Origin of the sequence: Streptomyces sp. NK15101 (assembly GCF_020400725.1) — a bacterium.
In the GTDB taxonomy this organism is placed as follows: domain Bacteria; phylum Actinomycetota; class Actinomycetes; order Streptomycetales; family Streptomycetaceae; genus Streptomyces.
Genome location: NZ_JAINVG010000029.1, coordinates 1 through 14,601, shown reverse-complemented (window position 1 = coordinate 14,601; position 14,601 = coordinate 1). Strand labels below are relative to the sequence as shown.

Annotated in this window: 7 protein-coding genes; 5 read left to right on the top strand and 2 right to left on the bottom strand. The window is 73.2% G+C overall.

The genetic code is table 11. The features are described 5' to 3' along the window. Window positions 1-42 precede the first annotated feature (42 nt). The gene (locus K7G60_RS17505) at window positions 43-2,730 is read left to right on the top strand and encodes a LuxR family transcriptional regulator (RefSeq protein ID WP_225801851.1); all 2,688 of its coding nucleotides are present in this window, start codon (window positions 43-45) and stop codon (window positions 2,728-2,730) included. A 205-nt stretch (window positions 2,731-2,935) separates the two neighbouring features. Here the strand turns inward: K7G60_RS17505 and K7G60_RS17500 are convergent, their stop codons facing one another. Continuing rightward, the gene (locus tag K7G60_RS17500) at window positions 2,936-4,981 is read right to left on the bottom strand and encodes a LuxR C-terminal-related transcriptional regulator (RefSeq protein ID WP_225801850.1); all 2,046 of its coding nucleotides are present in this window, start codon (window positions 4,979-4,981) and stop codon (window positions 2,936-2,938) included. Window positions 4,982-5,814: 833 nt separating this feature from the next. Beyond that, window positions 5,815-7,356, bottom strand: coding sequence for a M4 family metallopeptidase (locus tag K7G60_RS17495; protein ID WP_225801913.1), 1,542 nt, complete (start codon window positions 7,354-7,356; stop codon window positions 5,815-5,817). A gap of 1,491 nt (window positions 7,357-8,847) precedes the next feature. Here K7G60_RS17495 and K7G60_RS17490 point away from each other — a divergent pair. The 4 genes from K7G60_RS17490 to K7G60_RS17475 form a co-directional block, all read left to right on the top strand. Next, on the top strand, window positions 8,848-10,941 hold the full coding sequence (locus K7G60_RS17490; protein ID WP_225801849.1) for a PBS lyase: 2,094 nt from the start codon (window positions 8,848-8,850) through the stop codon (window positions 10,939-10,941). Between the two features lie 304 nt (window positions 10,942-11,245). Continuing rightward, complete coding sequence (locus K7G60_RS17485) at window positions 11,246-11,980, top strand: hypothetical protein (RefSeq protein ID WP_225801912.1); 735 nt, start codon at window positions 11,246-11,248, stop codon at window positions 11,978-11,980. Continuing rightward, window positions 11,977-13,254, top strand: coding sequence for a HAMP domain-containing sensor histidine kinase (locus K7G60_RS17480; protein WP_225801848.1), 1,278 nt, complete (start codon window positions 11,977-11,979; stop codon window positions 13,252-13,254). The genes K7G60_RS17485 and K7G60_RS17480 overlap by 4 nt, the downstream gene beginning before the upstream one ends. A 150-nt stretch (window positions 13,255-13,404) precedes the next feature. Further along, window positions 13,405-14,601: FtsW/RodA/SpoVE family cell cycle protein (locus K7G60_RS17475; protein ID WP_225801847.1), on the top strand; the 1,197-nt coding region annotated here is incomplete at its 3' end.

Here is a 14,601-nt window from a genome sequence, read left to right as displayed (position 1 = left end):
TTGGACGGCTCTTCAGAGCAACACGGGGGAATCATGAATGCATTGGCAGGACGCGAGGACATCCTGGCTGCGCTGGACGCCCAGTTGGACGCCACCGCGCAGGGTTCGGGGAGCTGCGTCGTCCTCGAGGGCCCGTTCGGCATGGGGAAGACCCAGCTGTTGCAGGCCGCGGCCCTGGCAGCGGCCCAGCGCGGTCTGACCGCGGTCGTGGGGCGGACGGGCGGCGTCGACCAGCCGACCCCCATGCACCTGCTGATCAACTTCTTGTGGCGGGCGCTGCCAGACGCGGCCGGACTCGACGACCTGGCCCGCCCCGGCAGCAATCCCTTCGCGCTCATGGACCGGATCGGCGCCCTGGTCGAGGACGCGGCGCGCAGGCACCCCCTGGTGATCGTGCTGGACGACGTCCACCGGATCGACGACGTCAGCGCGCTGGCCCTGCGGGAGCTCGTCCGGTCGCTCGCCTCGTCTCCGGTGCTGTGGGTGCTCGCCCGCCGGCCGGTCCCGTCGTCGGTGCTCGCCCAGCACGCCCTCGACTGGCTGATCGACCACGCCGCCGTCCGGCTCCAGGTGGGGGCGCTGGACGACGAGGTGGTGCCCGAGGTGTGCACCGACGTCCTCGGTGCCCGGCCGGACGCGTCGGTGCTCCGCTGGGCGGCCCGCTGCGGGGGCAACCCCTGGTTGATGAAGAACGTCTTCCGCGCGCTCATGAAGGCCGGGCAGGTCGTCGTCCTGGACGGCACGGCCTCGGTGCTGGCCGAGCGCGTACCCGCCGGAGTCCGTACGGCGGTCGACAGGCTGCTCGACGGCCTGTCGCCCGGGGCCCGGCGGCTCGTCGAACACTGCGGCCGGTCCGACGGTCCGTACACGGTCGAGCAGCCGGCGGACCGGCTCGCGGAGCCGGCCGCCGATCTGTCCGCCTCCGTCGAGGAGGCGGTGCGGGCGGGCCTGCTGCGGAGGGAGGGCGCGGGACTGGAGTTCACCCACGGGGTGATCGCCGAAGCGCTTCGGTACGGCGCGGCCCCGGACGGCGAACCGGCCGGGCCCGCCGCCGTGTCTTCTCCCGCCGCGCCCTCCCCCGCCGTACGGCCTTCCCCGGCCGGCGCCGCGGAGTTCCGCCCCGATCGGCCGCGCCTCGTACCGCCGCTCGTCGGCCCCTCCGCGCCACCACGGCCGTCGTCGCCGAGAGCCAGGGACGACGCCATGACGGCGCGGGCCGTGTCGTCGCTGGCGCGCGACTGCGACGACGCACCGGCAGCGCTGACCCAGGTGCTGCGCCTGCTGGTTTCGGCGGGGCGGGACGCCGAGGCCTCCGGTCTCGTGGACGTCGCCGTGCGCCCCGGCCTCGACGCGGCGGCGGAGACGCGGTTCGTGCTGGAACTGGGGCGGGGGCTGCGGGACGCCGACTGCGACGACGTGTCCGCCGAGCTGCTGTGCCGGGCGCTGGCCCGGCAGGACGTCTGCGAGCTGGACCGCGCCAAGCTGAGCCGGGCGGTCGCGGAGACCGCGCCGCGTGCCGGGGTCGTGGAACGCGTGGGCGGCGAGCGGGGCACGGTGGCGGCACCGTGGCGCGGGCAGCCGGCGGCCGCGCCCCGCTCCGACGTGCTCGAACGCCCGTTGTGGACCTGGCTGGCCCGGGGCCTCGTCGCGGTCGACCGGTTCGACGCGGCGTCGACCGTCCTCGACTCCGTCAGGGAGGAGGCGGACGGGCTCGGCGAGCCCTGGCCCGAGACACTGTGGCACGGACACCGGGCCGAGCTGCTGGCGGCGGCGGGCCGGCTCGAGGAGGCACGCGCCGAAGCCGAGAGCGCGCTCCGCTCGGCGGAGCGGTCGGTGCCGGAACACTCGGTACCCGCGCGCCTGGTGCTGGCCCGCATCAGTACGCAGTGCGACGACCTCGCCACCGCCGGCGAGCAGCTGCGCATGGCCGAGCGACTGGTGTCCGGGGAGGGTGCCGCCGACCGGTCCCGCCTGGACTGGGCGCTCGCGCAGTTCCACGCGGCCGGCGGCCGTCCGGCGATGATGGTCCGGACGCTGATCGACGGCGAGGCCCGGATCGCACCCGACCCGCTGCTCTTCTCCGAGGCCCCGACGGCGGCCGCGACGCTGGTCCGCCAGGCCAGGCAGGCGGAGCTCGACGCGGAGGCCGAGCAGGCGGCCGCGCTCGCCCGGGACATCGCCGAGCGCAACCCGGGCGTGCGGTCCTTGAAGGGCGGGGCCGAGCACGCGGAGGGCGTGCTGTGCGGGAACGCGAGCGCGCTGCGTCGCGCCGCGGAGCTCCACCGGCTCGCCGGACGTCCTCTGGCGGCGGGCAACGCGCTGGAGGACGCGGCGCGGGTGGAGCAGAACCGGGGGGACAAGAGCCGAGCGGTGCAGCTGCTCGAGTCCGCCCTGGACCTCTATCTGGACTGCCGGGCGACGCGCGACACGGCACGCGTGCAGAAGAAGCTGCGTCTTCTGGGCGTGCACCACGTGCGCCGGCTCGCCGCCGAGCGGCCCAAGTCGGGCTGGGAGAGCCTCACGAGCGCGGAGCTGCGCGTCGTACGAGCCATCGTGGACGGCCGGACCAACCGTGAAGCGGCAAGCGTCCTGTTCCTGTCGCCGCACACGGTCGACAGCCACCTCCGGCGGGTGTTCTCCAAACTCGACATCAACAGTCGCGTCGAGCTGACCAGGCACTTCTTCGCGCACGAGGCCCCGTCTCCGGTTCCGGTCGGCGCGCATCCGTGAGAGTCCGCCGGCTGGTCCGGCCACGGTGCGGCGTGCGGGGGCCGGGTGCGTCCGCGACAGAACGAACGAGTCCCCGGGAGCCGGGGGCGGGACGACCGCGTCCCGCCCCCGGCTCCCGGGGACCTCGACCAACACATCCTGCGTCGCCCGATCACGACGCACGGATGAAACGTTCTCTCACATAAACATCATGCACAGGTGTCGTTCAGATGGCGTCCTGCTCCTCGCTTTCCATCGAGTAGACGGCGGCCCCGCTCGAATAGGTCGCCGCCTGGCGGGCCAGTTCGACGCGTGTGTTGATTCCCATCTTTCGATAGATCTTGCGGAGGTGGTAGTTCACCGTGTGCGCCGACAAGTGCACGCGCCTGGCTATCTGGCGGTTCGTCAGTCCCACGCTCACCAGATAGGAGATGCGCCGCTCCATTTCGGAGAGACGCGCCCAGCAGGAGGCGTTCTGCAGTGAGACGCCGTCCGCGGAGGACGGTGAAATCGACTGCCGCCACCGCGCCGGAGCCTCGGCCGCGTACATTTTGGCGAGCTCCTCCGTCGCCATGGCCACGGAGACGGGGTCCGGCGACTCCACGATGATGTGCGCCAGAGCGGCCGGGTCGCCGTCGGCCAACGCGTGGGCGTGCATGGCCGTGAGGCCCACGATCGACACGTCGGGGTTGTCGGCCATGAGACCGTCCACGGTGTCGAGGACGCCGTGCTTGAGGTCCTCGTCGCCGACGTCGCGTGCCAGGCGGATCAGGAACGCGGCGGCACTCGGGTCCTCGATGTAGAGGGAGCGCCGCGTCGGAAGGTGGCCGTACCTCTCGGACAGGAGCTCGGCAGCCGCCCGGGGCCCGTCCTGCTTGGCCGTGACGAGTACCTCCGTCCAGGCGTACTGCGCGGACTCCAGGACCGCCTGGCCGTTCGCCAGGTCGGCGTGCATCTGCCGCACGTGCCCGATCGCTCCGGGAAGGTCGCCCAGGTACAGGGCGATGGTGCCGAGTACGGAGGACGCCAGCGGCCGGAGCATGGGAACGGCCTCCCGTCCCGATGCGGCCGTCGCCGCCTCCGCCTGCCGGAGGGCCTCGCCCAGGCGTCCGGACTGGAGGGATATCCGGGCCCGCATGGTCGCGGGCGCGGCCGTCCAGACCGGCGCGAACCGACCTCGCAGGCCGGCGTCCGCCTCATCGATCAATAACTCCGCCTCTTTGAATTCACGAAGGTTCGCGAGTTTTCCGGCCAGCGCGAGCTGGAAATGCAGTCGCCATACGGGATCCACATCGCCGCCGTAACGCACCGCGGTACGGCCGAGACTGAGGCCCTCGGACAGCTCTCCGGCCCGCCAGCACACATTGGAGAGGGTGGCCAGCGCCATCAAGGCGGCTACATCACCCGACCGGGTGCCGCGCTCCCGCAGGATCTGCTCGGAGAGCTTGACCGCTTTCTCCTGGCCGAGCAGGAATGATCCCAGGATAACCGACGCTTCCGCATCGTGCTGTGCCGCCTGCGAAATGGCCGGATTTTCGAGAATGCTTTCCGCGACGTGTATGCCGGCTGCCGCGTCTCCGCCCATGATCAGGCCGTGCGCCCGGGAGAAACCTCCACCGCCCCCCTCTTCGACCTCGTAGCGCGCCTCGGTCGGACGTTCCGCCGCCCGGAAGCTCTCCTCGCTTCCCGGAATTCGCGGCCCGGGGATCCCCGTCGCCTCGCGCCGCAGAGCACCGCGCGCCGAAGCCGGGATGGATTCGAAAACCCCTCGGAAAAGGAAATCGCTCTGAAATGCGAGCCGGCACTCGGTCTCGACGACGAATCCGGAGAGCAGCGCCTCGTCCAGCGGAGCGAGCAGGCTGGCCGAGGACCGGTCCAGCATCCTGGACACGTCCTCCAGCTCGAAGGACCTGCCCAGCACCGCCGCCACTTTGAGGAACTGCTGACAGGCCGCGCTCAGCTCGCCCAGCTCGCGGCTCACGGCGGCCAGCACACGGCGCGGGATACGCCGCACCGTGAGCCGCGCCACGCCGTCGCGCTCCTCGACGAGACCTTCCTCGGCGAGCCCGAGCGCGAGTTCGGCAAGCAGGTGCGGATCACCATTGACGCCCGCCGCGAAATCGATCAGCTCACGGTCGACGTCGACCCCGAGGATATCCAGTAAAACTTGTCTTCGCGCGTCTTCGTCCAGCGACCCCGGTGGCCGCCCCTCGGTTCCGGAATCAGATATCACGTCCGACTTCAGGATACCTGTCGTCCGCTTCGGGAACATAACTCCACACCCCGATCACACTCATGCAACTGAAGAGAACTGTTGAACCCGCTCAACCGCAGCACACTGGGAGGCCATGCGGTTTTCCGACTTCAAACGGGAAGTCCATCAATTGACGGGGAGGACGCATGATCAGCGTCGGACCGGCTCAAGTTATGCCATCGTCTTCCATGATTCACCCCCGTGTAACGTCCGGCCCACCGGAACCGGACTCCCGCGCAGTCGGCTCATGGCGCTGTTCGACTGCCTGTCAATACCCGCAGACCGCGGTCTGCACCTTCTCGCTATAGCACACCCGGCGATCCAGAACCCCCGACTATAGCAACGACGTTGTCTTCCGGCCAGGAGCGTCTCATTTCCGGACCTATTGGATTCCCTTATGCCCAGGTAGCGGATATACCGGGCATGGAAATAGGCCGGATCCGAGCGCGGCCCGCACCCCGGCTGTTCCGCGGCTCCGGCATTCGCAACCGCTCTATGAAATGGCGCATATTCGACCCTGTCGAACTGGCGGGCAGCCCGGTGGAACGGCCATGGGGCGTGCGCGTGAGCGGGACCGGGAGACGTGCGCACGAGGGGCATGACCGGCCGCCACGGCCGGTCCTGGCGTCGCCGGCGACGGAGCGGCGGAACAGCGGGCGGCGGGACGCGCCCGCGAGGGGCACCCACGGCCCCTCCCGACACTGCGGAGGCGTCCGGCCCTGAGAGTAAAGAATCGGCCAAGCCCGTGCCTCCGAGGGGCCCACCGGCACCCCGACCCGTGCCCGTTCGGCACGCAGAGGCCCCGCCCCCGGCGGTGCCGGGGACGGGGCCTCCGTGTGGGAACGGCGGGGTTACTTGACGTTGATCGCGGTCCAGGCGGCGGCGACCGCGTTGTACTGGGTGCTGCCGGCGCCGTAGAGGTCGGCGGCGGCCGAGAGGGTGGCCGTGCGGGCGCCCGCGTAGCCGGTGGAGGAGGTCATGTAGGTGGAGAGGGCCTTGTACCAGATCTTGTACGCGGCCTGGCGGCCGATGCCCGTGACCGTGGAGCCGTCGTAGGTCGGCGAGTTGTAGGCGACGCCGTTGATGGTCTTGGCACCGCTGCCCTCGGAGAGCAGGTAGAAGAAGTGGTTGGCCGGGCCCGAGGAGTAGTGGACGTTCAGGCGGCCGACCGACTTCGACCAGTAGTCGGCGGACTTGCCGTCCTTGCTGGGCTTGTCCATGTAACGGAGCGGCGTGCCGTTGCCGTTGATGTCGATCTTCTCGCCGATGAGGTAGTCACCCGCGTCGGCGGAGTTGTTGGCGTACCACTCGACCGAGGTGCCGAGGATGTCGGAGGTCGCCTCGTTCAGGCCGCCGGACTCGCCGCTGTAGCGGAGGTTGGCGGTGGAGGAGGTCAGGCCGTGGGACATCTCGTGGCCGGCCACGTCGAGGGACGTGAGCGGGTGGGTGTTGTTGATGCCGTCGCCGTAGGTCATGCAGAAGCAGGAGTCGTCCCAGAACGCGTTGACGTACGCGTTGCCGTAGTGGACGCGGGAGTAGGCGGCGACGCCGTCACCGCGGATGCCGAGGCGGCCGAGCTCGTTCTTGTAGAAGTCCCACGTGACGGCCGCGCCGTAGTGGGCGTCGGCGCCGGCGGTCTCGCGGTTGGACGCGAGGCCGTTGCCCCAGATGTCGGTGGAGTTGGTGAAGAGGGTGCCCTGGCCGGAGGTGGCGCCCTTCAGGTCGTACGTCTTGTGGTTGCCGCGCGTGGCGTCGGTGAGGGTGTACGAACCCGAGGTGCCGAGCGTGACCTGGCCGGCGTACATGGTGTTGCCGACGCCGGTCTCGATCGTCTCGACGGAGAAGAGCTCCTTGCCGGTGGTGGCGTCGGTGACGACCTGGCGGCGGCTCGGGGTGCCGTCCTTCTGGACGCCGGTGACGGTGGTCTCCCAGGCGAGGACGGGCTTGCCGGTGGCCGCCCAGATCACCTTGCGGGCGGAGGAGACGGCCTCGTCCGCGTTCGCCGCGGAGGCGAGGGCGGTCTTGCCCGCGGCGGCGGAGGAGACGGCGGGCGTCGTGCCGGCCACGGATATGCGGGCCGAGGTCGCCTTGGTGGTGGAGCGGGCGCCCGACTTCTTCTGGTGGACGACGAGGTCGCCGCCGAGGACCGGGAGGCCCTCGTAGGTGCGCTCGTAGCGCGTGTGGACGGTGCCGTCCGCGTCCTTGACGACGTCGCGGACGACCAGCTTCTCCTGGGCCGACAGGCCGATGGCCCGGGCGGTGGCCGCGGCCTCGCCCTGCGCCTCGTGGATGGCGGCGGCGCGCTGGGGGCCGGTCAGCTGGATCGCCGTGGCACCGGCCTCGCGCTGGGCGTCGGCGTTGGCGGATCCGGTCTGGACACCGACGACGACCATGGCGGCCGACGCGATCAGCGCGGCGGCTCGGGCGGTGGTACGGCGGGACGAAGACTGCTGGCGGGTCACGCGGGCTCCTTCGCTGAAAAGCGTGGGGATCGTGGGGGTGGGGGTGTTGCGGCTGTGAGCGTGCCAGTGAAGTCGCCCGTTTGACAGGTCTGCAACAAGAATTTGACCATGTGTTGCCCGAAGGACGGTGAACTCTGTTCGCTATTCGGGGAGTTCGGGGGCATCGCGCCCCCCCTCTGCCCAGATTCGGGCAGCCTGAGGCCCCTCGGAGGGGCCACGGGGATCTTGGGGTCTCCTGGGGCTTTTGGGGGCCGTGACGGCTTCCGGGCAATTGGGCGGCACCTGACGCCCGACGACCCGGACCGCGCGCTCCACCCGGTCACCGGCACCACCGACGGCGGGCTCCGCCACTACCGCGCGGCCATCGGGGCCGTGGTCCTTCCGCACCTGTGCGACCGCACGGCGCCCTTCCCGCGCCACCCCTTCGGGGGGCCTGACGGTCCCGCCGCACCCGCCGCCCCATGGGCGACATCGCGCCACGTCTGGAGCGGCACGGAGACCTCGTGGCACCCCTCTTCGCGCCGGGGCGGGCGGGAACCGTCCCGTGAGCGGGCCCCCGGAGGCGGGTGAGGGAGGTGCGCACACGAACGGCGGGAGGCGGGGCCGGGGGCGGCGGGGAAGCGGAGCGTACGGGCAGCGAGGGTGCGGCGCCCGTGGCCGGTGGCGGCCGGAGGCGCGCCGACGGTGAGGACGGCGGACCTTCCGACGGCGACGGACGGGGCCGTGCCGGCGGCGAGAGGCACGAGCCTTCGCCCGGCCGACCTGGACCTCCGGCACTCGGCGGCCGACCTGGACCTCCGACACTCGGCGATCGGTCTGGACCTCCGGCGCTCGGCGGTCGACCCGGACCTCCGAACCTCCGGACCTCCACAGTCGGCCCGGTCCTCCGCCCCCCGATGACCGTGGCGCGGGCCGCCCCGCGGTCGCGCCGGCACCGCCCCCGCGTCGTGCGGCCCCGGCCCGCCGCCGAGATCCCCGCACGGGCGGAGCCGCCCGGGAGCTGCGGCACCCCCGCGAGCCGGACGGGTCCCGCGCCCGGCCTTGTTCCCGACCGCGAGCCGTGCGCCCACCGCGACGGCCGCCCGCGCTTCACCGATCCGCCGCGGTCGCGCGCCGGCCGGGCACGGACCGTGGCGCCCGTCCCGTACGTCGCCTCCGGCCCGCCGGCCGTCCCGGGGGCGACGTGCGCGAACTGCCGCTCCGCGACCGGCGGGGGCCGCCCGCCCGGGTCTCCCCCGTACGCATCGGCGTGCCACCCGCACGGACACCGACCGCAACTGCCTTGCTGCGCACCGTACATGGCGCAAAGAGGTCGCAACAGGCGCTCCGGGCAGGGCAGGTGTCGCCGGTTCGGTCTTGTTGTCCCTCCTGTGGTGCACACTTGCTGCCTGGCACAGCGCTCACGGGGAAGGCGGCCTGGCAATGCTGACGGGGATCGAGGAGGTCGACTGGGCCTCGCTGGGGCACGCGTACGGCCCCGCGGACGACGTGCCGGAGCTGCTCCGCGGACTCGCCTCCGCCGATCCCGCCGAGCGCGAGACCGCCCTCGACGGCATGTACGGCGCGGTGCACCACCAGGGCGACGTGTACGACTCGACGCTCGCCTGCATCCCCTTCCTCCTCGAACTCGTCGCCGATCCCGGCGTCCAGGACCGGGGCTGCATCGTCGAGCTGCTCACCAGCATCGGCGGGATCGAGCTCGACGACGACGAGGAACTGGACGAAATCGGCTCCGAGGACGAGGAGTTCATCCCGGCGGCCAACTACGCGATGGCCGCCGCCGCCATCGCCGCCGGGGCCGACGTCTTCCTCGGCCTCGTCTCGGACCCCGACCCCGAGGTGCGGCTGACCGCGCCGTGCGCGCTCGCCTCGCTCCACCCCGAGCCCGCCCGGGTGCTGACCCTGCTGCGGGAGCGGCTCACCGTCGAGCGGGACACCGAGGTGCGGCTCGCACTGGTGGCCGCCGTCGGACGGATCGCCCTGCGGCACGCCTCGCTGCGCGCCGAGACCGTCGACTGGCTCGACTGGCTCGCCCGCGCCGCGCAGGACCCCGGGCTCCGGCTCGCGGCCCTCGTGCAGCGGGCGCGCTGCGCGCCCGGTGACATCCCGGACGACGTGGTGCCGTGGGTGAAGGGCCTCCTGGAGGAGATCCGGACCTCGGCGGGCCGGCCGGCGGCCACCGGCACGGAGCGGGCCGCGTCGCCGACCCTCATCGGGCAGGTCCGCGAGCTCCTGGAGGAGCACGCCGCCGGCCGGCCGGCCCCGTGGACCGAGGAGCTGCTGCGGACCCTGCACGCCGCGCTCGACGACCGGGTCGACGACCGGATCGCGCTGATCGTCGCGCAGCTGCGCAGCCCGGACTGGGGGCAGCGCTCGGACGCGATCTGGCTGTGCGGCGGTTTGATACGGGTCTGGCGCGGGCGGTACGAGGAGGTCGTGCGGCTCGTCGGCGCGCAGCTCCAGGACCCCGAGCCCCGGCTCCGGGAAGCGGCCACGTCCTTCCTGGAGCGGCTCTTCGAGCTGGGCGCGCCCGCCGCCGACGCGCTCGCGTCCCGCCTCGCCGCGGGACCGGGCGCCTGGGGACCGGGCACCACGGGGCTGCCCAGGTCCGGGCGGGACGGAGCGCTGCTCGCGCTGGCCCGCGCCGGGGACGGCCGGGCGGTCCCGCTGCTCGCCCGCGCCCTGGAGGAGCCCGAGGTGCGGCGGGACCTGCTGTACGCCGTGGACGGGCTCGGACCCTCGGCGGCGATGCTCGCCCCGCTGCTCCGGCGCCGGCTCGCCGGGGTCGAGCTCGACGAGCAGCTGTACGACCGGGCGGCCCCGCTGCTGTACGCCCTGGCGGCCGTGCGGGGCGCCCAGGCCCTGCCGGAGGTGCTGCGGGTGCTGCGCGGGGCGCCGGCGAACCGGCGCGACTGGGTGCGGGAGGCCGCCCTGCGGACCCTGGCGGCCTTCGGGCCCGCCGCCCGGGAGGCCGTACCGGACATGCGAAGACTCCTGGCCGCCGACTCGTCCGCGGTGGCCGCGGCGGCGGCGCGGGCCCTGTGGGCGGCCGAAGGCGACCGGGGGGACGTGCTGCCGGCCCTGGAGCGGTTGCTGCGGCCCGGCGCGTCGGGCGCGGACTGGCGCGCCGCCGCGCAGGCCCTCGGCGAGATCGGCCCGGCGGCGGCCGCGGCGGCCCCGGCCCTGCGGCCCGGTCTGGCCTCGCGGGATCTGTGGGTGCGGGTCCGCAGCGCGGCGGCGCTGTGGCGGGTGTCCGGCGAGGCGTCGGCGTCGCTCCCGGTGCTGCTCGCCGCCTGGGAGGAGAACCGGCACGCGCGCGTGGAGATCGCGGAGTGTCTGGCGGAAATGGGCCCGGCGGCCTCGGAGGCGCAACTGCTCGTCCTCACCGAGCTGACCCGCAGGCGCCGCCACAACGCCCAGGAGGACGGCTCCGGCAGCCATGACATCCACGTCGACGAGAAGCTGCTGACCCTGTGCCGGGCGGCACTGGCCCGGATGGAGCGGGGAGCGTTCTAGGGCCGCGCGAGTCGAGGACGGCCCGGTGCTGGCCGAGGACGCCCCGGCGCGAGTCGAGGACGGCCCGAGGCACGTCGAGGACGGCCCGGTGACGAGACAAACCCGATGATGAGACAAAAAGGACTTCACTCCGCATAAGGTCTACGGGAAGCCCGACACCCCCACCGACCGACCGAGGAGCAGCGTGAGACCGCGCGGAGTGCGCCGTGTGAGACCACGCGGACGGCAGCGGACGAGCCCGCGTGAAGTCCGGAGCGCCGCGGAGGTCCGGAGCGCCGGCGGCCCCCGGAGCGCCGCCGCCGTCCTGTGCGTCCTCGGTCTCGGCCTCGCGCTCACCGGCTGCGCCGGCGGCGAGGGCGGCCTCGAGAGCGCCGGCCCCACGCCCACGGCCGTGGGACCCGTACGGCTCTGGCCCGACCTGCCGCCCGCCACGAACCCGCCGATCGACTACGGCGAGTCCGACATCCAGCGCGTCCCCGGCGTCGAGGTCGCCGACAACGACGTCCACTCCGTCGACCCGGTGGCGGTCGTCCGCGCCGAGGTGCGCGCGCACCCCGACACGTACACCGGCGCGGACGGTCTGTACGAGCGGACCGCCCGGGCGATCGAGGCCTGCGACACGGCGCCGGCCGCCTGTCCGGTCCTGCGGCCGTACTACCGCGACCTCACCGGCAACGGCCGGGACGAGCTGATCGTCGGGATCCGGATGCCGGACCAGCAGGTCGGGGTGCGGGTCTACCTCGCCGAGAACGGCGGCCTGACCCGGATCATGTCCACCGTCGACCAGGTCATCAGCGTGGAGCTGGCGGGCCGGGACCTGATCATTCGGGTCGGCTCGGCCGGCATCCCCGGTTACGAGTACCGGACCGCCTGGTCCTGGGACGAGCAGCAGGGCAGCATGCTGCCCGCCCGGGACGAGATCGTCCGGGTGAAGCCCTCCGGCACCGGGCCCTCCATGGTGCCCGCGCCCCACCTGGTGAGCCCCTCGCCGACGCCCGGCGGAACCCCGGCGCCCCTCCCCCCGGAGGCGACGCCGTGAGGGCGCCCCGGCGGCCCGCCTGGACCGCGACGCTCACCTGGAAGGCGGCGGTCTTCATCGCGGTCATGTGCTGCGCCCTCGCCGCGCTGCTCGGCGTCCTCGTCCACGTCTCGGTGGCCGGCCGGACCGTGAGCGACTCCCGGGAGAAGGCCCTGGCGCGGCTCACCGAGGTCGGCGGGCTCTACGAGGCGGGCGAGCCGCTCCCCCGGTTCGCGGGCGTCGACCCGCCCGGGCTCCCGGCCCCGCTGCGGGCGCTCGCCGTGCGCGGGGAGCGCGGCACGATGGTCGCGGAGCACGGGGGCCGGCCGACGATGTGGGCGGCGGGTCCGGCGGACGGCCGCGCCCTCGCCGTGCGCCTCGACTACACCCAGGGCGCCGAGACGATCGACGCGCTCGACCGCTCGATCCTCGGCTCCTCCGTCCTGGCCATCGGGGCGACCCTGCTCGTCGGCGCCTTCGCCGTCACCCGGGTCACCCGCCGGCTGCACCTCACCGCGCAGGTGGCCCGCCGGATCAGCGCCGGCGACCTCGACGCGCGCGTGGACGATCCCCGTACGAAGGACCCGACCCGGCCCCAGGACGAGGTGGCCACGGTCTCCGGGGCGCTCGACACCATGGCCTCCTCGCTCCAGCGCAAGCTGCAGAGCGAGCAGCGGTTCACCGCCGACGTGGCGCACGAGCTGCGGACCCCGCTGACCGGGCTCTCGGCCGCGGCCGAACTGCTGCCGGAGGGGCGGCCGTCGGAGCTCGTACGGGACCGGGTCCGGGCGATGCGGGGGCTGACCGAGGACCTCCTGGAGATCTCGCGGCTCGACGCCCGCACCGAGACCGTGGACCTGGCGGTGCACGAGCTCGGTCCGCTCGCCGAGCGGGTGGTGCGGGCCTCGGGCACGGACACGGAGGTGCGGGTGCTCCGGGACGCCACGGTGGAGACGGACCGGCGGCGGGTGGAGCGGGTGCTCGGCAACCTGGTGGCCAACGCGCACAAGCACGGGGCGCCGCCGGTGGTGGTGACGGTGGACGGCCCGGTGGTGTCCGTGCGGGACCACGGGCCGGGGTATCCCGGGTACCTGCTGGAGTCGGGGCCGCAGCGGTTCCGCACCGAGAGCGGGGGCAAGGGCCACGGGCTCGGGCTGACCATCGCGGTGGGGCAGGCGGAGGTGATCGGCGCCGAACTGGTCTTCGCCGCCGCCCCGGACGGGGGCGCCGAGGCCCGGCTGCGACTGCCGGAGTACGTGCGGTTCGACGCGCCGGGGCCCGAATCCGGGGAGTGAGGACCGCCCGGGCCGAAGGGGGCACGGCGGCCGGGCCGAGGAGGTCACGACCGCCCGGACCGAGGACGTCACGGCGATCCGGATCCGAGGAGTCACGGCACACCGTCACACAAAAGGGACATAGGGCATACCGCTTGCTACGTTGCGGCCATGACCGCACCCCCGCCCGGCATCCGCGTCCCGAAGCGGCGCGGCGTGGAGCTGTCGCTCCTGATCGGCGCGGTCCTGATCTCCGTCCTGGGCTACGCCGAGGTCGGCCTCGCCCGCAGCGGCGCCGTGCCGCCCGACGCCGCCCGCTACGGCGCCGGGCTCGGGCTGCTCGCGCTCGTCGCCCACCTCGCGGTCCGCTTCCGCGCCCCGTACGCCGACCCCCTGCTGCTGCCGATCGCGGTCCTGCTCAACGGCCTCGGACTGGTGCTGATCTACCGCCTCGACCTGGAGACGCCGAAGGACCAGGCGGCGACGACGCAGCTGGTCTGGTCGACGCTCGGGGTGGGGCTGTTCATCGTGGTCGTCCTGCTGCTGCGCGACCATCGCGCGCTCCAGGGGTACGCGTACGTCTCGGTGGCCGCCGCGCTCGCCCTGATGATCCTGCCGATCTTCTTCCCGGCGGTGAACGGCGCCAGGATCTGGATCAGGGTCGGCGGGCTCTCCTTCCAGCCGGGCGAGTTCGCCAAGATCCTGCTCGCGGTCTTCTTCGCCGCGTACCTCGCCGCCAACCGCAACGCGCTCGCGTACACCGGCCGCCGGATCTGGAAGTTCCAGTTCCCGACCTGGCGGGTGCTCGGGCCGATCGTGGCGATCTGGCTGCTCAGCGTCGGCGTCCTCGTCCTGGAACGGGACCTCGGCACCTCGCTGCTCTTCTTCGGCCTCTTCGTGATCATGCTGTACGTGGCGACCGGCCGGACCGGCTGGATCGCGGTCGGACTCGTCCTGGCCTCCGCCGGCGCCTTCCTCGTCGGCTCGCTCGAACCGCACGTCCACAGCAGGGTGCAGGACTGGCTCGACCCGTTCGCCTCGATCCGCGCGGGCGAGGGACCGGGGCAGCTCGCCCAGTCGCTCTTCGCCTTCGCGGCGGGCGGGATGCTCGGCACCGGGCTCGGTCTCGGCCATTCCGTCCTCATCGGCTTCGCCACCAAGTCGGACTTCATCCTGGCGACGGCCGGCGAGGAGCTGGGGCTCGTCGGCCTCACCGCGCTCTTCCTGCTGTACGCGCTGCTCGTCGCCCGCGGCTACCGCGCCGGCCTCTCGCTGCGCGACCCCTTCGGACGGCTGCTCGCGATCGGTCTCGCCTCGATCGTGGCGCTCCAGGTCTTCGTGATCGCGGGCGGGGTGATGGGGCTGATC

Coding starts and splice junctions, on each gene's coding strand:
- K7G60_RS17500 (WP_225801850.1), bottom strand. CDS start 4,981: ATGTTCCCGAAGCGGACGACAGGTATCCTGAAGTCGGACGTGATATCT.
- K7G60_RS17495 (WP_225801913.1), bottom strand. CDS start 7,356: ATGGTCGTCGTCGGTGTCCAGACCGGATCCGCCAACGCCGACGCCCAG.
- K7G60_RS17490 (WP_225801849.1), top strand. CDS start 8,848: ATGCTGACGGGGATCGAGGAGGTCGACTGGGCCTCGCTGGGGCACGCG.